This window comes from Mucilaginibacter sp. R-33 (assembly GCF_049949235.1).
Classification (GTDB): Bacteria; Bacteroidota; Bacteroidia; order Sphingobacteriales; family Sphingobacteriaceae; genus Mucilaginibacter.
This window is the reverse complement of sequence record NZ_CP188089.1, coordinates 2902590-2923245: the sequence shown is the minus strand read 5'-3', so window position 1 is coordinate 2923245 and position 20656 is coordinate 2902590. Positions and strand designations below refer to the sequence as shown.

At 43.9% G+C, this 20656-nt stretch carries 15 protein-coding genes; all 15 read left to right on the top strand.

The window, feature by feature from the left end; all coding sequences use genetic code 11:
* Nucleotides 1–6 precede the first annotated feature (6 nt).
* Complete coding sequence (locus tag ACP26M_RS12190) at nucleotides 7–921, top strand: TIM barrel protein (RefSeq protein WP_426589188.1); 915 nt, start codon at nucleotides 7–9, stop codon at nucleotides 919–921.
* A 180-nt stretch (nucleotides 922–1101) separates the two neighbouring features.
* Nucleotides 1102–1713 (top strand): gluconate 2-dehydrogenase subunit 3 family protein, encoded by a 612-nt coding sequence (locus ACP26M_RS12185; RefSeq protein WP_426589186.1) that lies wholly within the window; start codon nucleotides 1102–1104, stop codon nucleotides 1711–1713.
* Nucleotides 1714–1716: 3 nt separating this feature from the next.
* The gene (locus tag ACP26M_RS12180) at nucleotides 1717–3432 is read left to right on the top strand and encodes a GMC oxidoreductase (protein ID WP_426589184.1); all 1716 of its coding nucleotides are present in this window, start codon (nucleotides 1717–1719) and stop codon (nucleotides 3430–3432) included.
* Nucleotides 3433–3702: 270 nt separating this feature from the next.
* The gene (locus ACP26M_RS12175) at nucleotides 3703–5382 is read left to right on the top strand and encodes a GMC oxidoreductase (RefSeq protein WP_090524591.1); all 1680 of its coding nucleotides are present in this window, start codon (nucleotides 3703–3705) and stop codon (nucleotides 5380–5382) included.
* A 36-nt stretch (nucleotides 5383–5418) separates the two neighbouring features.
* Nucleotides 5419–6846 carry a Gfo/Idh/MocA family protein gene (locus ACP26M_RS12170; RefSeq protein ID WP_176623861.1) on the top strand — a complete coding sequence of 476 codons (1428 nt, stop codon included), beginning with the start codon at nucleotides 5419–5421 and terminating at the stop codon, nucleotides 6844–6846.
* A gap of 124 nt (nucleotides 6847–6970) precedes the next feature.
* Entirely contained in the window at nucleotides 6971–7537 is a 567-nt protein-coding gene (locus ACP26M_RS12165; protein ID WP_090524595.1) for a gluconate 2-dehydrogenase subunit 3 family protein, read from the top strand.
* Nucleotides 7538–7687: 150 nt separating this feature from the next.
* Nucleotides 7688–8839 (top strand): Gfo/Idh/MocA family protein, encoded by a 1152-nt coding sequence (locus tag ACP26M_RS12160; protein ID WP_426589181.1) that lies wholly within the window; start codon nucleotides 7688–7690, stop codon nucleotides 8837–8839.
* A 26-nt stretch (nucleotides 8840–8865) separates the two neighbouring features.
* Complete coding sequence (locus ACP26M_RS12155; protein ID WP_176623863.1) at nucleotides 8866–9918, top strand: sugar phosphate isomerase/epimerase family protein; 1053 nt, start codon at nucleotides 8866–8868, stop codon at nucleotides 9916–9918.
* Nucleotides 9919–10349: 431 nt separating this feature from the next.
* On the top strand, nucleotides 10350–11657 hold the full coding sequence (locus ACP26M_RS12150; protein ID WP_090524599.1) for an MFS transporter: 1308 nt from the start codon (nucleotides 10350–10352) through the stop codon (nucleotides 11655–11657).
* A 142-nt stretch (nucleotides 11658–11799) separates the two neighbouring features.
* Nucleotides 11800–12243: a c-type cytochrome gene (locus ACP26M_RS12145; RefSeq protein ID WP_090524602.1), complete on the top strand. Its 444-nt coding sequence runs from the start codon at nucleotides 11800–11802 to the stop codon at nucleotides 12241–12243.
* Between the two features lie 34 nt (nucleotides 12244–12277).
* The gene (locus ACP26M_RS12140; protein WP_090524604.1) at nucleotides 12278–13528 is read left to right on the top strand and encodes a nucleoside permease; all 1251 of its coding nucleotides are present in this window, start codon (nucleotides 12278–12280) and stop codon (nucleotides 13526–13528) included.
* A gap of 2 nt (nucleotides 13529–13530) precedes the next feature.
* The gene (locus ACP26M_RS12135) at nucleotides 13531–14424 is read left to right on the top strand and encodes a hydroxypyruvate isomerase family protein (protein ID WP_354481910.1); all 894 of its coding nucleotides are present in this window, start codon (nucleotides 13531–13533) and stop codon (nucleotides 14422–14424) included.
* Between the two features lie 50 nt (nucleotides 14425–14474).
* Nucleotides 14475–15350 (top strand): sugar phosphate isomerase/epimerase family protein, encoded by an 876-nt coding sequence (locus ACP26M_RS12130; RefSeq protein WP_090524607.1) that lies wholly within the window; start codon nucleotides 14475–14477, stop codon nucleotides 15348–15350.
* Between the two features lie 18 nt (nucleotides 15351–15368).
* The gene (locus ACP26M_RS12125) at nucleotides 15369–16139 is read left to right on the top strand and encodes a 3-keto-disaccharide hydrolase (RefSeq protein WP_090524609.1); all 771 of its coding nucleotides are present in this window, start codon (nucleotides 15369–15371) and stop codon (nucleotides 16137–16139) included.
* Between the two features lie 317 nt (nucleotides 16140–16456).
* Nucleotides 16457–20647 carry a two-component regulator propeller domain-containing protein gene (locus tag ACP26M_RS12120; protein WP_426589176.1) on the top strand — a complete coding sequence of 1397 codons (4191 nt, stop codon included), beginning with the start codon at nucleotides 16457–16459 and terminating at the stop codon, nucleotides 20645–20647.
* Nucleotides 20648–20656: the final 9 nt, after the last annotated feature.

Below are 20656 nucleotides of genomic sequence, written 5' to 3'. Positions count from 1 at the left end.
ATAACCATGTATACATCACGCAGATCATTTTTAAAAACCGGCGCAATGGCAGTAGCCGGGGCGGCGCTACTTCCTGATAGTTTATTTGCCGCTACGGATAATAAACTTAAACGGGTAGGGGTGCAGCTTTATAGTGTACGCGATGCCATGAAGGCCGATCCGCAGGGAACGCTTAAAAAGATAGCTGACGCAGGTTATGCACATGTGGAGCATGCTAATTACATCGACAGAAAATTTTACGGCTATACCGCCAAAGAATTTAAAAAGATCCTGGCCGATCTTGACCTTAAAATGCCAAGCGGCCATACCGTAATGACACCTCAGCACTGGGATGCAGCCAAAAATGATTTTACCGATGCCTGGAAGTATACTGTTGAAGACGCGGCCACTATGGGGCAAAAGTTTGTGATAAGCCCCTGGCTTGATGAAAAGGTACGTACAGATACCGATGCCCTGAAACGCACTATGGAGCAGTTTAACAAATGCGGTGAGCTTTGCAAGCAATCATCCATGATGTTTGGCTACCATAACCACAACTTTGAGATCAGTACCAAAGTAGGGGATATTACCCTTTATGATTATATCATCCAAAATACCGATCCAGCTTTGGTGGCCCAGCAAATAGATATCGGCAACATGTACACTACTGGTGGCAGAGCGTTGGAGTTTATCAATAAATATCCCAGCCGTTTCCAGTCCATGCACGTAAAGGACGAAATTAAAGTACCGCCTCATGGTGGCGATGATACTGAAAGTACCATTTTAGGCGCGGGGATCCTGCCTGTTAGGGATATTGTAAAGGCCGGGGCAAAAAAAGGCGGCACCTCGTTGTTCATTATTGAGCAGGAAGCATACCAGGGCAAAGACCCAATCGATTGTGTAAAAATTGATTTACAAATCATGAAAAAATGGGGCTATTAATAGTATAAGACTAACTTACACCCGTGAAGATTTAATTTTTACAGTCTTTTATTTTGAATTGTAATTATTAAGTTTGGGAACACGTTATAAATCATATTAAGCCTTTCTCGTTACCTGTTCAGTAAGTTGAAAGTTTTGTGGCAGATAAATGGGCTTAGCTAAAACAATTTAGTTTAAACAATGGACCGGCGTACCGTCATTAAAAACCTGGCTTTAATAATAGGAGGGGCTGCATTGCTCCCGGCCTGTTCGCAGGATAAAGCAAAGTCGAAGGTTGCACTCAAAAATATCGATATCACTGCCGATCAGGAACAGTTGATAGGTGATGTTTCGGAAACTTTTATTCCTAAAACAACAACGCCGGGTGCCAAAGACCTGCAGCTGCATTTATTTGTGTTGAAAATGGTGGATGACTGCTATAAAAAGGAAGATCAGCAGGCATTTGTAACTGGCATGGGCCATTTCGCAGATCAATCTCAAAAAATATATAGTAAAACGTTTGACCAACTGGATGCTAAAATCCGCGAAGCATTTTTGCTGGATATAGAAAAGGAGGGCAAGGCGGAAGAAGAGGCGGCCAGGAAAAACAGTGATAAAAAAGATGCTGCACCTGCCACTCCTCCTGCAGGCAAGTATTCGCCCGAGCTTAAGAGGTTTTACAGCATAGTAAAAAGGCAAACCATAAACGGTTATACCAATTCAAAATATTTTATGACTAAAGAGGTGGAATATGAGCTTGTGCCGGGCAGGTACAATGCGCATTTCCCTTACAAACAAAAGCAAGCAGTATAAGTAATGGCTAATTTAAATATCGACAGCGTTAAAGAACGCACTTTCGACGCGATAGTAATTGGTTCGGGCATGAGCGGGGGATGGGCTGCTAAAGAGTTTGCAGATAAAGGGTTAAAAACATTGATACTGGAGCGTGGCCGCGATGTGAAGCACATTAAGGATTACCCGACTACCAATATGTACCCCTGGGAGTTTGAACACCGGGGCGAATTGCCGATGGCGGTACAGGAAGCCAATCCTATTGTAAACCGCTGTTATGCTTTTGGAGAAAGCGCCGCGCATTTTTTTGTTAAAGATGCAGAGCACCCATATATTCAGGATAAACCCTTCGACTGGATCCGCGGATACCAGGTTGGCGGCAAATCCCTGCTTTGGGCACGTCAAACCCAGCGTTGGAGCGATTTTGATTTTGAAGGCCCCGCCCGCGATGGTTTCGCGGTAGACTGGCCTATCCGTTACAAAGATATTGCACCATGGTATAGTTATGTAGAGAAATTCGCCGGCATTTCGGGTAACCGTGATGGCATTGCCGAATTGCCGGATGGTGAGTTCCTACCCGCATTCCCATTAAATACTGTTGAAGAATATTTCAGAGATCACGTAAAAAGTAAGTATAAAAACCGACATGTGATCAGCGCTCGTTGCGCCCACCTGTCAACCCCTAATCAAATCCACCTTGATCAGGGCAGGGTACAATGCCAAAGGAGAACGATCTGTGAGCGTGGCTGCCCCTTTGGTGGCTATTTCAGCGCTAACGCTACCACTATCCCCTGGGCTTTAAAATCCGGCCACGCCACATTAAGGCCGTTTTCGGTAGTGGAATCTATTATTTATGATGATAAGCTGGGCAAAGCTACCGGTGTGCGGGTTATTGACACCAATACTAAAGAAGCTATCGACTATTACGCCAAAGTAATATTTGTCAATGCCGCGGCGTTAAATACCAACCTGATATTGCTTAATTCCAAATCGCACCGTTTCCCTAATGGTTTGGGCAATGATAGCGGTGTGCTGGGTAAATATGTAGCTTTCCATAATTATTCGGCCCATATTGGAGCCGAGTATGATGGCGCTAAAGAATGGACAACAGATGGCCGTAACCCTGCCGGTGGGGGGTATATCCCAAGGTTCAGGAATGTGTACAAACAAGAAACCGACTTTTTACGCGGTTATGCTTCAGGCTTTGGCGCTTACAGATCCCCGCAGCGTAGTTGGGACGGCGTAGGTAGCAGTCTGAAAGATAACCTGGCTAACAAAGAGCTTGGCCCGTGGCGTGTAGGGTCGCACATGATGGGCGAAACCATCCCGAAGGAAAGCAATTTTGTAAGTCTTGATGACAAGCAAAAAGATGCCTGGGGCGTACCATTATTAAAGATGAACATTGATTACGACGATAACGATGAGAAGATGAAGAAGGATTATGTGGAGCAGTTAACCGAGATGTTCACCAGCGCGGGCTTTACCAACATCAAAGCCAGTACGGATAGAAGGGCACCAGGTTTGGACATCCACGAAATGGGTGGCGCACGTATGGGTAATGATCCTAAAACATCGATATTAAACAAATGGAACCAGGTACACAGCGTTAAAAACGTATTTGTTACCGACGGCGCCAGCATGACGTCAACCTCGTGCCAAAATCCGTCACTAACTTATATGGCCTTTACCGCAAGGGCCGCCGATTATGCCATGAGCGAGATGAAAAAGGGGAATATATAGTGTAGTTTTGAGTGGCGGTTATTTAAATAGTAGCAGTTGCAGTTAAAAGTAGCAGCTATTTAAAAGTAAAAGTTGTAGAAAACAGCAAATATGTAGGGGAAATTAACTGCAACTGCCAGTGCTACTGCTACTAAAACTTACTACCAGTGCTACTACAACTAAAGGCTTCGTGTAAAAAAAACACAATGTAATATTTGGAAAATGAATTTTATTCATACATTTAACGAGATAACCAAGTAGTAAACAAATTAAACTAATCATATTATTCGTATGTCTGCAAACACTTATGACGCAATAGTCATTGGCTCAGGAATTTCAGGCGGGTGGGCTGCCAAGGAACTAACACAAAAGGGTTTGAAAACCATCATGCTTGAGCGTGGCCGTAATATTGAGCACATTAAAGATTACGTAAACGCAACCAAAGATCCATGGGAATTTCCGCACAGAGGCGGCCGTACCCAGAAAATGATTGATGATTACCCGGTTCTTAAACGCGACTATCCTTTAAATGAAACCAACCTTGACTATTGGGCAAGTGATAAAGATAGTCCTTATACAGAAATTAAACGTTTCGACTGGTTCCGTGGTTACCACGTGGGCGGCCGCTCACTGATGTGGGGACGCCAATCGTACCGCTGGGCTGATGTTGATTTTGAAGCCAACTTAAAGGATGGCATCGCTGTTGACTGGCCTATCCGCTACAAAGACATCGCTCCGTGGTATAGCTACGCCGAGCAATTTGCCGGGATCTCTGGTAATAAAGATGGTTTACCTATCCTTCCTGATGGCGATTTTATGCCGCCTATGGAAATGAACGTGGTTGAAAAAGACGTTTCAAAACGCTTGAAAGAATTCTATAAAGAAGCGCGTCACATGATCATTGGTCGTACGGCTAATATCACTGTACCGCATAACAACCGTACCAACTGCCAGTACCGTAACAAATGCTGGTTGGGCTGTCCGTTCGGTGCTTATTTCAGCACACAATCGGCTACATTGCCTGCGGCTATGGCTACCGGTAATTTAACCGTTCGCCCATGGTCTATCGTTACCAAAATATTGTACGATAAGGATACCAAAAAAGCCAAAGGCGTTGAGGTATTGGATGCTGAAACCAATAAAACTTATGAATACTTCGCTAAGATCGTATTCGTAAACGCATCAACCATTAACTCGGCCTGGATCCTGATGAATTCAGCTACCGACGTTTGGGAAGGCGGCTTGGGCAGTAGCAGCGGTGAGCTTGGCCATAACCTGATGGACCACCACCTTAATGTTAGCGCTTATGGCCGGATTGAAGGTTATGAGGATAAATATTATTTCGGTCGCCGTGCAAATGGCTTCTATATCCCGCGTTATCGTAACCTTAACGGCGAAAAGCGTGATTACATCCGTGGTTTCGGTTACCAGGGTTCGGCAAGCCGCGAAGGCTGGAGCCGTGACATTGCCGAACTGAACATTGGCGGTGCGTTTAAGGATGCATTGACCGAGCCAGGTTCATGGCATATAGGTATGGGCGCTTTTGGCGAAACATTGCCTTATCATGAAAACAAGGTTACCATCGACAAAACCAAAAAAGATAAATGGGGCTTGCCTGTTGTTGCCATTGATGCCGAATTGAAAGCGAATGAGCTGAAAATGCGTATCGATATGGAAAAAGACGGCAAAGAAATGCTGGAAGCCATTGGCGCTAAAGATGTACAAACTTCAAGCACTAATCCGTTCCTTGGCCGTGGTATTCACGAAATGGGTACCGCACGTATGGGCCGTGATCCAAAAACTTCAGTATTGAACGAGTGGAACCAGGTTTGGGATGCTAAGAACGTATTTGTTACCGATGGCTCATGTATGACTTCGGCTGCATGCCAAAACCCGTCGCTCACGTATATGGCATTAACCGCACGTGCAGCCAACCATGCTGTTGAGATCCTTAAAAAAGGTGAAATTTAACCAACATCACATAAAAACAACCTAATAAAAACACCTATGACTGAAGAAAAGGACAAAACCCCAAACCCGTCGAGACGGCAATTTATTAAAAGCAGCGCTATCGCAGCCGCTGGTTTTATGATAGTTCCGCGCCATGTTTTGGGCGGTAAAGGTTTTATAGCTCCAAGCGACAAGTTATTGATTGCCGGCGTAGGTGCCGGTGGTAAAGGGCAAAGCGATATTGCTAATTTTTACAAAAGCGGCAAAGCCGAGATCGCCTTCCTGTGCGATGTTGACGACCGCAGAGCGGCAAGATCACGCAGCGATTTTCCTAAGGCAAAGTATTATAAAGACTGGCGCGAAATGTTTGACAAAGAACACAAGCATTTTGACGCGGTATCGGTTTCAACACCCGATCATAACCATGCCATTATTACCTATAATGCTATGCAGCTGAACAAACACGTGTATGTTCAGAAACCGCTGACGCATGATATTTGGGAGGCCCGTTTATTAACAGAGGCTGCCAAAAAATATAAAGTGGTTACACAAATGGGTAACCAGGGTTCATCAAATGATGGTACACGCTTACTGTCAGAATGGTATGATGCCGACCTGATTGGTGATGTGCACACCGTTTACTGCTGGACAAACCGCCCCGTTTGGCCGCAAGGTATTGCATGGCCACCGCCACAACCAAATATTCCTAAAGAATTGGATTGGGACCTGTGGCTGGGTACTGCGCCTAAAAAAGATTACGTTGATAAACTGGTTCCGTTTAACTGGCGCGGCTGGTGGGATTACGGTACCGGCGCCCTTGGCGATATGGGCTGTCACCTGGTAGAAGCACCTTTCCGAGTATTGGGGATCCAGTATGCGAAAGATGTACAGGCCAGCGTTGGCAGTGTTTATGTAGACGAGTTTAAAGAAGGTCATTTCCCTGAAAGCTGCCCTCCGTCAAGCCACATCACATTAACGTTCCCTAAAACTGACAAAACTAAAGGCGATGTTACCCTGCACTGGATGGACGGTGGTATCCAGCCTGAAAGGCCAATCGAATTGTTAGCAAGCGAAAACTTCGGTGGTGAAGAAGGTAACGGTACATTATTCATCGGTACAAAAGGAAAAATGTACGCAAGTACTTATTCTGATGCGCCTACGTTATTGCCAAAATCACTTACCAAAGACGCGAAAGCACCTCAAAAATGGGCACGTGTACCGGGCGGCGCCAATGGTCACTATGCACAGTGGGTTGAAGGCTGTATAGCAGGTTACGGTAAAACAGAGCTAAGCTCATCATTTGATAAGGCTGGCCCGCTTACTGAGGCTTTATTGATGGCTAACCTTGCGGTTCGCGGCCATGAGCTAAATGGTGGCAGGGTAAAACTGGTATGGGATAACCAGGCTATGAAAGTTACCAACTTTGATGCTGTTAACCAATATATTAAACGCGATTACCGCGAAGGTTTCGTGTTGAAAGCGTAGCTTTTTAAATTATTGAATTATTGAGTTAGCGAATTATTGATTTAATTGCTAACTCATAATTCATCAATAATTGGAAAATCAAATAACTCGATAATTCAATAATTCAGTAAATCAATAATTAAACATGAATAGAAGAGAAGCGATAGGCAGGGTAGGTTTGATCCTTGGCGGTACCATCATCGGCGCCGAGTTCTTCATCTCCGGATGTAAACCATCTTCGCCGAAAGTAAACGACCTTTTTACACAGGATGATGTGGCCCTGATGGATGAAATTGGTGAAACCATTTTACCTGCAACTTCAACCCCGGGTGCTAAAGCTGCCGAAATTGGCAAATTTATGACGGTAATGGTACAGGATTGCTATACTGCCGATGATCAGAAAATTTTCACCAAAGGCCTTAAAGACCTGAATGATGCAAGCGACAAGAAATTTGGTAAAAAGTTTTTGGAGGCTACTCCCGAGCAACGTACAGAACTGTTAACCGAGCTTGACAAAGAGCAAAAAGCCTATACCAAAACAAAAAAACCGGAAGATCCTAACCATTACTTCAGGATGCTGAAGGAATTAACCCTGCTGGGTTTCTTCACTTCAAAACCGGGTGCCACACAGGCCTTACGTTATATAGCCGTTCCTGGTAAATATGACGGTAACCTGCCATACAAAAAAGGTGATAAAGCCTGGGCAACCTAAAAAATTGCAATATCAATTGATTATACCTTTGATTTTTATAAAATTTGAATTGCTATCAAAAACAGCATTATGTAATAATGCTGTTTTTGATGTATACAATCGATTGAGAAGCGTTTAATCATCAAAAAACATCAACCCCAACAAAAACAAATGAAATTAAGATTAGGAATGATAGGCGGCGGACAAGGTGCCTTTATTGGTGCCGTACACCGCATAGCTGCCCGTATTGATGGCGAATATGAACTGGTTTGCGGCGCTTTTAGCAGTAATGCCGAAAAATCGCAAGCCAGCGGCCTTTTGCTTGGTTTACCGGCAAGCCGCTCATATAGCTCATACCAGGAACTTATCGAAAAAGAAAAACAACTGCCCGAGAACGAACGTGTGCAGGTGATCAGCATTGTAACGCCTAATCATGTGCATTTTGCCCCAACCAAAATGGCACTCGAAAATGGTTTTCATGTGGTGCTTGATAAACCGATGACCTTTTCACTTGAAGAAGCTAAAGAACTGGAGAAAGTAGTAAGTGCATCGGGTAAACTTTTTTGCCTTACGCATACTTACACCGGCTATCCAATGGTTAAAGAAGCCAAGCAACTGATCAAAGCAGGTAAGATAGGAACCGTTAGAAAAGTTTATGTTGAATATCCGCAGGGATGGTTGAGCAGCTTTTTAGAAGGAGAAGATAACAAGCAAGCCTCATGGCGTACCGATCCGGGTAAAAGCGGGATTGCAGGTGCCATGGGCGATATCGGTACACACGCATTTAACCTGGCCGAGTATGTTACCGGCTTACAGGTTACTAAAATTTGTGCGGATATTAACATCGTAGTTGAAGGCCGCAAGCTTGATGATGACGGCGCGGCGTTGTTAAAATTTAACAATGGTGCAAGCGGCGTGCTCACGGCTACCCAAATTGCAGCCGGCGAAGAAAATAATGTGAAGATAAGGGTTTATGGTGAAAAAGGCGGTTTGGAATGGCACCAGAGCGATGCTAACTCGCTTACGGTGATGTATACTGATAAACCTGCCGAAACCTGGCGCACCGGTGGTGGTTATACCAGCTCATTCGCGCAGCATAATACACGTACGCCTGCCGGTCACCCCGAAGGTTATCTGGAGGCATTCGCCAACCTGTACCGTAATTTTGCTTTGACTGTTAAAGCCGGTTTAGAAGGTAAGCAGGCCACTCCCGAAGAACTTGATTTTCCGGGTATCGAAGAAGGCGTTCGGGGAATGGCCTTTATCGAAAATGTGATAGCATCAGGTAAATCGGACGTTAAATGGACTGATTTCACTATTTAATCCACCATCTATTTAAAACAAAAAACATGACTACTATAAAAGGACCTGGCATATTTATAGCACAGTTTATAGGCGACGCGGCACCATTTAACAGCCTGGAATCTATTTGCCAGTGGGCAGCGGGTTTAGGCTACAAAGGTGTGCAACTGCCAACAAATGATACCCGTTTCATCGATTTGCAAAAAGCAGCCGAGAGCAAAACTTATGCTGACGAAATTAAAGGTATAGTTAATGCCGCGGGGTTAGAGATCACTGAGCTATCAACCCACCTTCAAGGCCAGCTGGTAGCGGTAAACCCGGTTTATGACGATCTGTTCGACGGTTTCGCACCCGAGCATTTACGTGGTAACCCGGCCGAAAGGCAAAAATGGGCTGTGCAGCAATTGAAATATGCTGCGCAGGCTTCAAAAAATTTAGGTTTAAATGCTTCGGTTACCTTTAGCGGCGCCCTGCTTTGGCCTATGGTATACCCATGGCCGCAACGCCCTGCCGGGATTGTTGAAACCGCTTTTGGTGAACTGGCTAAACGCTGGACACCGATACTGGATGTGTACGAAGAAAACGGCATCGACCTTTGCTATGAAATTCACCCGGGCGAAGACCTGCATGACGGTATCACTTACGAAATGTTCCTTGATCATGTAAAAGGCCACAAGCGTGCTAACTTGCTGTATGATCCGTCGCACCTTGTATTGCAATGTTTGGATTACCTGGAATATATCGATCTGTACCATGAGCGCATAAAAATGTTCCACGTTAAAGATGCTGAGTTTAACCCAACCGGGCGTCAGGGTGTTTACGGCGGCTACCAGAGCTGGGTTAACCGCGCCGGCCGTTTCCGCTCATTAGGTGATGGGCAGGTTGATTTTAAATCGATATTTAGTAAATTAACACAATATGATTATAAGGGATGGGCGGTGCTTGAATGGGAATGCGCGCTTAAACATCCGGAAGATGGTGCAAGAGAAGGTGCTCCGTTCATCAAAGATCATATTATCCGTGTAACTGAACGTGCTTTTGATGATTTCGCAGCATCAGGTTCTGATGATGCTTTCAACAGGAAAACGTTAGGGATCTAATTTTCGATTTCGGAATTCGGATTTTCGATTTCGGATTTATTGAATTTAAAAAACGCGTCATGCCGAACTTGTTTCGGCACCCCATAAGATAGGTATGCGAGTGCTTAGCATGGCTGCCTGGCAAGTGGGATGCTGAAGCAAGTTCAGCATGACGACATTATTTCAGACTTACGAAGTTTTTAAAACTTCGTAAGTCTGGATTCTAAAATTGTTTTTCCGTCATTGCGAGGTACGAAGCAATCCCCGATTAGCAGAGCAGCTATGCAAAGCGCTCAGTATAGTTCGCGATTGCTTCGTTCCTCGCAATGACGTAATTTGAAATTGCCACTTTGAGCTTTGCAAAGCTGGTAAATACAAAGCTGACGCAATTCAGTAAAAGCATTTTGATACAGCCAATTAACCAATTATCAAATAACCTTAAATAATTTAAAATGCAAACTATTAACCGTACACAGCTATTCAGGGCAAGCTGCCTGTCGTTGCTGGTAACCTCATTATCATTCGGTATCCGTGCCGGGATTTTGAATGACCAGGGCGTAAGATTCCATTTGAATGCTTCGCAACTGGGCACCATTGCAGCAACCGCTTTCTGGGGCTTTCCGTTGGCTATCATTGTAGGCGGCTTTATTGTCGATATCATCGGTATGAAAAAGCTGCTGGTGTCTGCCTTTGTATTTCACCTGGTTGGGATACTGCTTACCATTTTTGCCAATGGCTACTGGACGCTGTTCCTTTCTACCTTAATGATTGGTATTGCTAATGGTACGGTTGAGGCTTCATGTAACCCGCTTGTAGCTTCGCTATATACAGATAATAAAACTACAAAGCTTAATCACTTTCACCTCTGGTTTCCGGCGGGCATCGTGATCGGTACGCTCATCGTGTTCGGACTGGATACCACTTTGGCCCATGGCGTATCGCCCAAACCATACTGGATCTCGCAGGTTGAAATTGCTTTGATGCTGATCCCTACCATTGCTTATGGTTACCTGTTCTCGAAATTGGATTTCCCGGTTACCGAGCGTGTATCAGCCGGTGTAAGTACCGAGGATATGTATAAGGCATTGATCAACCCGTTGTTCCTGTTCATGATCATTTGTATGTTCGGAACAGCTATTACCGAATTATTCACCAACCAGTGGACTGACGTTTTATTCAAAACAGTTACGGACAACGCCATCCTTATTTTAACTTTTGTTGCCTCGGTACAGGTATTGGGCCGCGCGTTTGCAAGCCCGATAGTTCATCGTTTGGCACCTCAGGGAGTGCTGCTAATCTCGGCCATATTATCGGCATTGGGCATTTATCTGATGGTACACCTGCATGGTGATGCTATTTACTTCGCAGCAGTAGTTTTTGGTTTAGGGGTAGCGTTCTTTTGGCCTTGCATGATAGGCTTTGTGGCCGAAAACCTGCCGCGTACCGGTGCTGTAGGCCTAAACCTGATGGGCGGCGCGGGCATGTTCGGAGTGTCTATTTATATGATATTTATGGGCGGTTTTTACGATAAAATAATGGCTTCGAAATTACCGGCAGGTGCCAGTCTGGATGCTTACCGTTCGGCGCCGGCTGGCTCTGAAATGGCGAAGGCGTTCGATGCCGCACGGTCGGCGGCCGGTCCGGAAGTGTTAAACACAACCCTGATTATACCGGTTGTATTAATCGTGGCATTTATAGGATTGGTAATTTACATGCGCTCACGTAAAAAAACTGCTTCATTAGGCGCTATATCGGTTTAATAGGGTTTTAATTATGATAAAAAATTGTAATTTTCGCCTCATTAACCAACCCAATTAAAATTACATGATGAAAAATAGCAGGAGCTTTGTTAAGGAACAGATTTTCTGTTAGGTTATCATCGAAAACAACAATTAAACTCTTATGAAAAAAGTATTCGTTATTCTTTGTATCAGCGCGGCTTTTGCTGCCTGTGGCGGAAATTCATCAAAAAACACCGGTGGCAGCGACAGTACCCAGGGTGCAAATCAATCTGCTAAAGCGGCAAATTCTGATGCAGATACAGTTGTAGCTAAAACCGGTACCGAATCAACAGGCGGTTCTGCAGGTTCAGCAACCGGCGAAAAATTAATAGCAACGTTAGATTGCAGTACCTGTCATAAAGTTGATACCAAAGTTATCGGCCCTGCATTCCAGGATATCGCTAAAAAATATGATGCTTCACAGGCTAATATCGATATGCTTGCCAAAAAAATCATCAGTGGCGGCAGCGGTAACTGGGGCAACATAGCCATGACCCCGCACCCTTCATTACCTGAAAGTGATGCCAAAGAAATTGTACAGTACATTTTATCATTAAAAAAATAATAAGGGTAATTAAATCCGACCTTAAAGTATAATTATGACTATCGGAATTAGGGTAAAACTTTCAACAATGATGTTCCTGGAGTTCTTTATCTGGGGCGCGTGGTTTGTAACAATGGGCACTTATTTAACGGTTACGTTAAAAGCTACCGGAACGCAAAATGCTGGTGCTTACGCAACGCAATCATTAGGTGCCATTATCGCTCCTTTTGTGATCGGACTTATTGCTGATAAATACTTTTCGGCACAAAGGATCCTGGGTGTACTGCACCTGTTGGGCGCTGCCTCACTTTATTATGCAACTACCATAGCTGATTTTGATAAGTTTTACCCTAATATCCTGTTTTACATGATCATTTACATGCCAACACTGGCACTGGTAAATTCGGTTTCATTTAAGCAGATGCAAAACCCCAGTAAGGAGTTCCCTTTAATCAGGGTGTTCGGCACAGCCGGGTGGATCGTTGCAGGGATAGTTATCGGCTTATTAGGATGGGAGAAAAGCGGAACGCTTGTGCTCACCTTCAAAATGGCATCAATAGCATCTCTCATATTGGGTTTATTGAGCTTTACATTGCCTGATACCCCTCCGGTAAAAAGAGGGCAGAAGACCACATTTGGCGATATCATTGGCTTAGATTCAATCGGCTTGTTAAAAAACAGGTCGTATTTAATTTTCTTTTTGGCGTCGGTAGCTATATGTGTACCATTGGCGTTTTACTACAACTTTACCAACCCTTTTTTAAATGAAGTGGGCGTTAAAGCCGCTGCCGGTGTACAGGCCATGGGGCAGGTATCCGAGCTGGCGTTCATGGCAGCGATGCCTTTGTTTTTTGTGCGGTTCGGTGTAAAAAAAATGCTGGCTATCGGTATGCTGGCCTGGGTACTGCGGTATATATTCTTTGCCTACGGCGACGCAGGTTCAAGCTACTGGATGCTTATTGCGGGTATAGTAATGCATGGTATCTGTTACGATTTCTTCTTTGTAACCGGGCAGATCTATACCGATAATTTAGCGGGCGAGCGTTTTAAAAGCGCGGCACAGGGCTTTATTACCTTAGCTACTTATGGCGTAGGTATGCTTATAGGCTCGTACATTTCAGGCCCTATTGTTGATCATTGGAAAGTATCCGATACATCACATAACTGGCAAACCATTTGGCTTATACCTGCGGGTATTGCCGCTGTGGTATTGATATTATTCCTCGCTTTATTTAAAGATAAAACAAGCATGGCCACAAAACCAGGTTTGGATATTCAGGAACCATCAGCACAAACCGAAATATAATTATGGGATCTAATCAAAACAGGCGGTCGGCTATTAAAAGCATGATCGCGGGCACGGCCGCAATTGGCGCGTCGGGTGTATTATCTTCATTTACCACCGAAACTGAAAAACATATGCAGGCTGATGATAAGCTCAAAGGCAATATTAACCATGCTGTATGCCGCTGGTGTTACGGCGATTTTACGGTAGATCAACTTTGTGCCGCCGCTAAGGATATCGGCATAAAAGGGATCGACCTGGTTGGCCCTTCAGACTGGCCTACACTAAAAAAATATGGCTTGTTCTCCTCAATGTGCAACGGTGCCGAGATCAACCTTACCGATGGTTTTGGCGATAAACAGTTTCATGCCAAGCTGCATGAAAACTATACCAAAATGATCCCGCTGGTGGCAGAAGCCGGTTATAAAAACCTGATCTGCTTTAGCGGCAGCCGTCGCGGTAAAACCGACGAGGAAGGCTGGAATAACTGCGTTGAAGGCCTTAAACCTATGGTAGCCCTTGCCGAAAAACACAACGTAATATTGGTAATGGAACTGCTGAACAGCAAAATTGACCATAAAGATTACCAGTGCGACAGGGTAGAGTGGGGCGCGGAACTTTGCCGCAGGCTCGGTTCGGAAAACTTTAAATTGCTGTATGATATTTATCACATGCAAATTGATGAAGGCGATGTGATCCGCAATATCCGCGCTAATCATCAGTATATCGCTCATTACCATACCGGCGGTGTTCCGGGGCGTAACGAAATTGATGAAACACAGGAACTTTACTATCCGGCCATTATGCGTGCCATTGTTGAGGTAGGGCATAAGGGTTTTGTAGCGCAGGAGTTCATCCCGAAACAGAAAGATAAAATAGCTTCGCTTAAAAAGGCGGTGCATATTTGTGATGTTTAAACCTTACATCACCTTATCACTCTAAAAAGCTAAACTAATAAAACAAATACATGACAACCAGAAGAACATTTTTAGCACAAGCCGGATTAATGGCAGCAGGCGCAATGCTTGCACCGAAATTGGTATCGGCGAAAGCTTCAAATAAAGTGGGCCTGCAATTGTATAGCCTGCGCGATCAATTACCCAAAGATGTAAAAGGTGTTATTGCACAAGTGGCAAAAGCCGGTTATAATGAGGTTGAAACCTTTGGCTTTAACAAAGAAACAGGATATTGGGGATTAAAAGGTAAAGAATTTAGTCAGCTATTAAAAGATAATGGCTTAACAACTCCAAGCGGTCATTACGGACTGGACGAATACTTTGGCTCTGGTAAAACTGACGACCTGAACGCATACATTGAGGTTGCCAATACCATTGGCCAGTCGCACATTATTATCCCTTCTTTAAACCACAACTTTATTAAAACGGTTGACGACTGCAAAGGCGTTGCCGAGAAAATGAATAAGATTGCCGAGATACTGAAAGCATCGGGCTTAAAATTAGGTTACCATAACCACAACTTTGAGTGGGCGCCTGTCGGTGATACTACTTTTTACGATGTAGTACTTAACAACACCGACCCTAAACTGGTGGCCATGGAAATGGATCTTTACTGGGTAGTACGCGCCGGTAAAAACCCGGTTGAGATTTTTGAAAAACACCCCGGCCGTTTCGCTTTTGTGCATGTTAAAGACAGGGATAAAACCAATGCCGAATTAAATACAGAAATAGGTAACGGTGATATCGACTTCAAAACCATATTGGGTAAAGCTAAACTTGCGGGCATTAAGCACTTTATTGTTGAGCAGGAAAACTATACCAATATTGATCCGTATGTGAGCATTGCAAAAAGCGCTTCATATCTGAAAAATACGCTTCACGTTTAAACCAATTATTTTAGAGAGATGAAATATCCATTAATACTAACCGCCCTTTTAGCAGGAAGCTGCTTCATGGCAAACGCGCAAAATGCCAAACCTGAAGACACCGAGATTTGGGAACCGGTACCTAAAGTAGTTACGCCGGGCAAAAATTTAGGCGATGCCCCTTCAGACGCAATTATTTTGTTTAACGGTAAAGGCCTTGACGAGTGGGTTTCTGTTGAAGATAAAACCCCGGCTAAATGGCTGGTTAAAGGTGATGTACTTACCGTAAATAAAGCTACCGGTAATATTGAAACCAAAAGAACTTTCAGCAATTACCAATTGCATATTGAGTGGAAAGTGCCTGCTAACATTACAGGCAGCGGGCAGGCCCGCGGCAACAGCGGCGTGTTCTTAGCTTCGATAGGTAAAGGTGATGCAGGTTATGAGCTACAGGTTTTAGATTCGTACGAAAACAAAACTTATGTTAACGGCATGGCAGGCAGCTTGTATAAGCAAGTGATCCCACTGGCAAACCCTGGTCGCAAACCCGGCGAGTGGAATGTTTATGATGTAATTTGGACCGCTCCTGTATTTAACGAAGACGGTTCATTGAAATCGGCAGCAAGAGCTACCGTGTTTTTCAATGGCGTGTTGGTTGAAAACAACTTTGAGCTGCTTGGTCCTACTCAATACATCGGCAAACCATCTTATGAAGGTAAAAAACATGGCCCGTCGCCAATTAAGTTACAGGCCCATGGCGATAAGAGCGAGCCGCTTAGCTTCCGCAATATTTGGGTAAGAGAGCTGTAAGCAACGCTACTAATTTTTGAACATATGATAAGCCTCCTGGTAATGCCGGGAGGCTTTTTTTATGGTACCGTATTTAATATTCTAAAGGCAGAATCTACGGATGCTTAACGCTGTATTCGTTTATATATCGCTATCTGCTAATCCGTTTGTTAGCTTTAGTTTGGTGCATTCCGCTTTCAGTTTTATGTGATTGGTTTTTTTTGTCTACATTAAACTTATAAATATTATAGCCGTATAAGCTAACTATAAACCATTTCTGTTTCTCTTTTTAAGGAGCGGATTTTCAGGAACATTAAAACTCAACACAGCCTGTTATTTTGAATATCTATAAATATTTGTTTGTTGTGGTTGCCTTGCTGAGTGCCCGAAACGGGTTTTCGCAGGATAGGAACCTTAAGTTTGAACATATCGGTACCCGGGAGGGCTTATCACAAATTAATGTAAGTACCATAATTCAGGATAGCCGGGGTTTTATGTGGATAGGTACCCGCGACGGCCTTAACCGGTATGACGGGTACAGCTTTGTGATATATAAACACAGTATCCAGGATGATAATTCATTAAGCAGTAACCTGATATCAGATATTGCCGAAGATAAAGAGGGCAACATATGGCTCGCTACACTTTTTGGCCTAAATAAACTCGACCGTAAAACAGGTAAGTTTATACATTACTTTCATGACAGCGCCAATTCAAACAGCATCTCAAGTAATTTTGTAAACAGGCTGATATTTGATCATGATGGTATTTTATGGATAGGCAGCCAAAAAGGCGGGCTCGACAGGTTTGATATCTACCAAAATAAATTTACCCATTACAAACACAACGAGGCCGACCTGTCGTCATTAAGTGACGATGATGTTACCGCGTTAAAGGAAGACTCCAAACACCGTTTATGGGTTGGTACCCTGGGCCACGGCCTTAACCTGTTTGAAAGAAAGAAGGAAACTTTTACACGATATCAAAGCCAGCCGGGAGTAAATGCCAGCATTTCAGGAGGGTATGTAAGTACTATTTATGAAGATATTGCGGGCAGGTTATGGGTAGGAACCGAAGATGGCGGGCTTAATTTATTTGACCCGGGAAAAGGCACATTTAAACATTACCTCCAGAATAAAAAAGATTCGGGCACCATCTCGGGCTATACTGTTTTGGCATTAAGCATGGACCTGAACGGTAATTTGTGGGTAGGTACCGAAAATAATGGCGTTAATATCCTGAACCCGGTTACCGGAAAAATAACAGGCTATAAGCATGATGATATTGACAGGGGCAGTATGAATGGTAATTCCATTTACAGTATTTGCCGGGACAGGATGGGTAATATGTGGCTGGGGGCATTTAGTGGCGGCATTAACCTGTATAAGCGCAGTACCGAAAGCTTTTCGCATTTCAGGCATAGCTCATCGCCAAACAGCCTGGCCAATAATTTTGTACTTTGTCTGCATGAAGATCAGGATAGTAATATTTGGGTAGGTACCGACGGGGGCGGCGTTAATGTGTTTAACAAGGATGGTACCGTTAAACACTATATGAATGATCCGGCTAATGCCAATAGCCTGACAGGAAATTATGTATTGAACATCATCCAGGATTTTAAGGGTGACTTTTGGATAGGTACCTGGGCTGATGGCTTGTGCCGGTTTAATCCCACCACGGGCAAATTTACCGGCTTTAAACATGACCTGGCAAAACCCGGCAGCTTAAGTAATAATAATGTTTATGCCCTTACCCAAACCCGCGATAACCGCATTTGGGTAGGCACCTATAACGGCGGCCTCGACCTGTATGACGAAAAGTCAAGTACATTTTCGGCTTTTAATTATGATCCTAATGATCCTAAAAGTATCAGCAGCGATAGGATCTATTCCCTGCTTGAGGATCATAACGGCAATTTTTGGGTCGGCACTTTTGATGCCGGCCTCAATTTGATGGATAGGAAAACAGGTACCTTCACCCGGTTTCAGCACGACGAGAGGCGTAACAGCATCAGCAATAACAGCGTCCCCGATTTGTTTGAGGATAGTAAAGGCCGCATCTGGATTAGTACACTTTCGGGGCTTAATCTATTTAACCCGGTTACCAAACATTTTACCGCGTTTACAACCAAAAATGGCTTACCAAGCGATGTTATTTATGCTGTGCGCGAAGATAAGTTGGGCACCATATGGGTTAGCACCAATAATGGCTTATCCAACTATGATCCGGTTAAGAATACCTTTAAAAACTATACTATTGAAGATGGTTTACAGGATGAAGAGTTTAAATCACATTCGGCCCTGCAAACTAAGGATGGCAGGATCTTTTTTGGAGGGATTAACGGTTTCAATTCCTTTACACCCGGACAGATTTTAAAACCATCCGCCTTTATGCCCCTGGTTATCACCAATTTTCAATTGTTCAATAAAACCGTGAAAATTGCTCTCGGCAAGGATGACCCATCTCCCTTGAAACAAGATATAAGTGATACCAAATCAATCAAATTATCCTATACTCAATCTGTAATTACATTACAGTATGCGGCGCTTGATTACTCTTCATCGGATAAAAAGAAGTACAGTTACATACTCGAAAACTTCGACACAGACTGGAACAACGTGGGAAGCCGGAATACTGCTTCATACACCAATTTGCCACCGGGCGAGTATACATTTAAATTAAAGTATCAGAATACGTCAGGGTTATGGTCGCCGCCTTCAGCGGGATTAAAAATTACCATTGTGCCGCCGTTTTGGTTAACCTGGTGGTTTAAATTAATTGCCGCGGCAACCATAATTGCTTTGGTATACTTTATTTTTAAATACCGGATTAAATTTCTGAAGGCACAAAAAACCGTACTGGAGCGCCAGGTAAAGGAACGTACCGAAAGCCTGGTAAAAATGACAGCGAATGAACGCCTGGCCCGCGAGGCATCAGAAAAAGCCCGTGAAGAAGCCGAAAGCGCCAATAAAGCCAAGAGTATTTTCCTGGCTACCATGAGCCATGAAATCCGGACACCTATGAACGGTGTTATCGGTATGGCAACATTGCTGGCCAGTACCCGGCTTACCAGTGAGCAGGAGGAGTATACCGAAACCATAAAAAATTGCGGCGACGCCCTGTTAACGGTTATCAATGACATTCTTGATTTCTCTAAAATTGAATCGGGCAATATGGAGCTTGATGAAGAGGATTTTGACCTGCGTGATTGTATAGAAGGCGTTTTGGATGTTTTTGCTGAGAAAGCTTCGCGGTTAAATCTTGACCTGGTTTACCAGGTTGAGCATAATGTGCCGGTACAAATTATTTCCGATTCGATACGTCTTCGACAGATCCTGATTAACCTGGTAGGCAATGCGGTAAAATTCACAACCCAGGGCGAAGTTTTTATACTGGTAGGGGTAAAAGAGCAAAAAGATGACGACCTGGAATTGATCTTTAAAATAAGGGATACAGGCATCGGCATTGCCGAGGATAAACTGGAGCGTTTGTTTAAGCCGTTTTCGCAGGTTGATTCAAGTACCACACGTAAGTATGGGGGCACCGGTTTGGGTTTGGCTATAAGCGAAAAACTGGTGAAGCTAATGGGTGGCGAAATCAGCGTACAAAGCGAAATAGGCAGAGGGACTACTTTCTCGTTCACCATAAAATCAAAAGTGGGACAAAAGGTAAAACGAAATTACGTTTACCTTAACCTTACCGAGCTTGAAAACAAGCGTATTTTATTTGTTGATGACAATGCTACCAATCGCGATATAATTGACACGCAACTGAGGCAGTGGAAATATGAGCCTGTAGTTGTGGCATCGGCAACTGAGGCATTGAAAGTGCTTAACGATCAGGATGAGCATGTTGACTTGCTGATAACAGATATGAGCATGCCCGAAATGGATGGCCTGCAGCTGGCTAAAGAAGTAAAACTGAAATTTCCTGAAATGCCTATTGTGTTATTAAGCTCGATAGGCAGCGAACAAAGTAAGCGGGAAGACAATGTATTTAATGCGGTATTAACTAAGCCAACAAAGCATAACCTGTTACATAAGCATATAGTTGAGCAGTTAAAAGCTGGCAGCAGTATTAAAACTGAGTACCACCAGGTGCAAACGGCGTTTTCGAAAGATTTTGCTAAAAATTACCCCATGAGCATCCTGATAGCCGAGGATAACCTAATAAACCAGAAACTTGCTATGCATATGTTAAGTAAAATGGGCTATAGCGCCGATATTGCCGAAAATGGCCATGCTGCGTTAAATGCTATGGTAACAAAACATTACAACCTCGTTTTGATGGATGTACAAATGCCCGATATGGATGGTTTGGAAGCAACGCGCTTTATCCGTAGTAACATGCAGGACCAGCCGGTAATTATTGCCATGACCGCTAACGCCATGCCCGAAGATAAGCAGGCTTGTATTGACGCCGGCATGAATGATTACCTGAGCAAGCCCATGAAACTTTCTGACTTAATGGAGATGCTTGAAAGATGGGGTAAATATATAAACGGACATAATACAAGTTTAATGAATTGACATTATATT

Excerpts from the sequence above, each read along its gene's own strand:
- ACP26M_RS12190 (WP_426589188.1), top strand. The coding sequence starts at position 7 with ATGTATACATCACGCAGATCATTTTTAAAAACCGGCGCAATGGCAGTA.
- ACP26M_RS12185 (WP_426589186.1), top strand. The coding sequence starts at position 1,102 with ATGGACCGGCGTACCGTCATTAAAAACCTGGCTTTAATAATAGGAGGG.
- ACP26M_RS12155 (WP_176623863.1), top strand. The coding sequence starts at position 8,866 with ATGACTACTATAAAAGGACCTGGCATATTTATAGCACAGTTTATAGGC.
- ACP26M_RS12145 (WP_090524602.1), top strand. The coding sequence starts at position 11,800 with ATGAAAAAAGTATTCGTTATTCTTTGTATCAGCGCGGCTTTTGCTGCC.
- ACP26M_RS12135 (WP_354481910.1), top strand. The coding sequence starts at position 13,531 with ATGGGATCTAATCAAAACAGGCGGTCGGCTATTAAAAGCATGATCGCG.
- ACP26M_RS12170 (WP_176623861.1), top strand. The coding sequence starts at position 5,419 with ATGACTGAAGAAAAGGACAAAACCCCAAACCCGTCGAGACGGCAATTT.
- ACP26M_RS12165 (WP_090524595.1), top strand. The coding sequence starts at position 6,971 with ATGAATAGAAGAGAAGCGATAGGCAGGGTAGGTTTGATCCTTGGCGGT.
- ACP26M_RS12140 (WP_090524604.1), top strand. The coding sequence starts at position 12,278 with ATGACTATCGGAATTAGGGTAAAACTTTCAACAATGATGTTCCTGGAG.
- ACP26M_RS12175 (WP_090524591.1), top strand. The coding sequence starts at position 3,703 with ATGTCTGCAAACACTTATGACGCAATAGTCATTGGCTCAGGAATTTCA.
- ACP26M_RS12150 (WP_090524599.1), top strand. The coding sequence starts at position 10,350 with ATGCAAACTATTAACCGTACACAGCTATTCAGGGCAAGCTGCCTGTCG.
- ACP26M_RS12160 (WP_426589181.1), top strand. The coding sequence starts at position 7,688 with ATGAAATTAAGATTAGGAATGATAGGCGGCGGACAAGGTGCCTTTATT.
- ACP26M_RS12125 (WP_090524609.1), top strand. The coding sequence starts at position 15,369 with ATGAAATATCCATTAATACTAACCGCCCTTTTAGCAGGAAGCTGCTTC.
- ACP26M_RS12180 (WP_426589184.1), top strand. The coding sequence starts at position 1,717 with ATGGCTAATTTAAATATCGACAGCGTTAAAGAACGCACTTTCGACGCG.
- ACP26M_RS12130 (WP_090524607.1), top strand. The coding sequence starts at position 14,475 with ATGACAACCAGAAGAACATTTTTAGCACAAGCCGGATTAATGGCAGCA.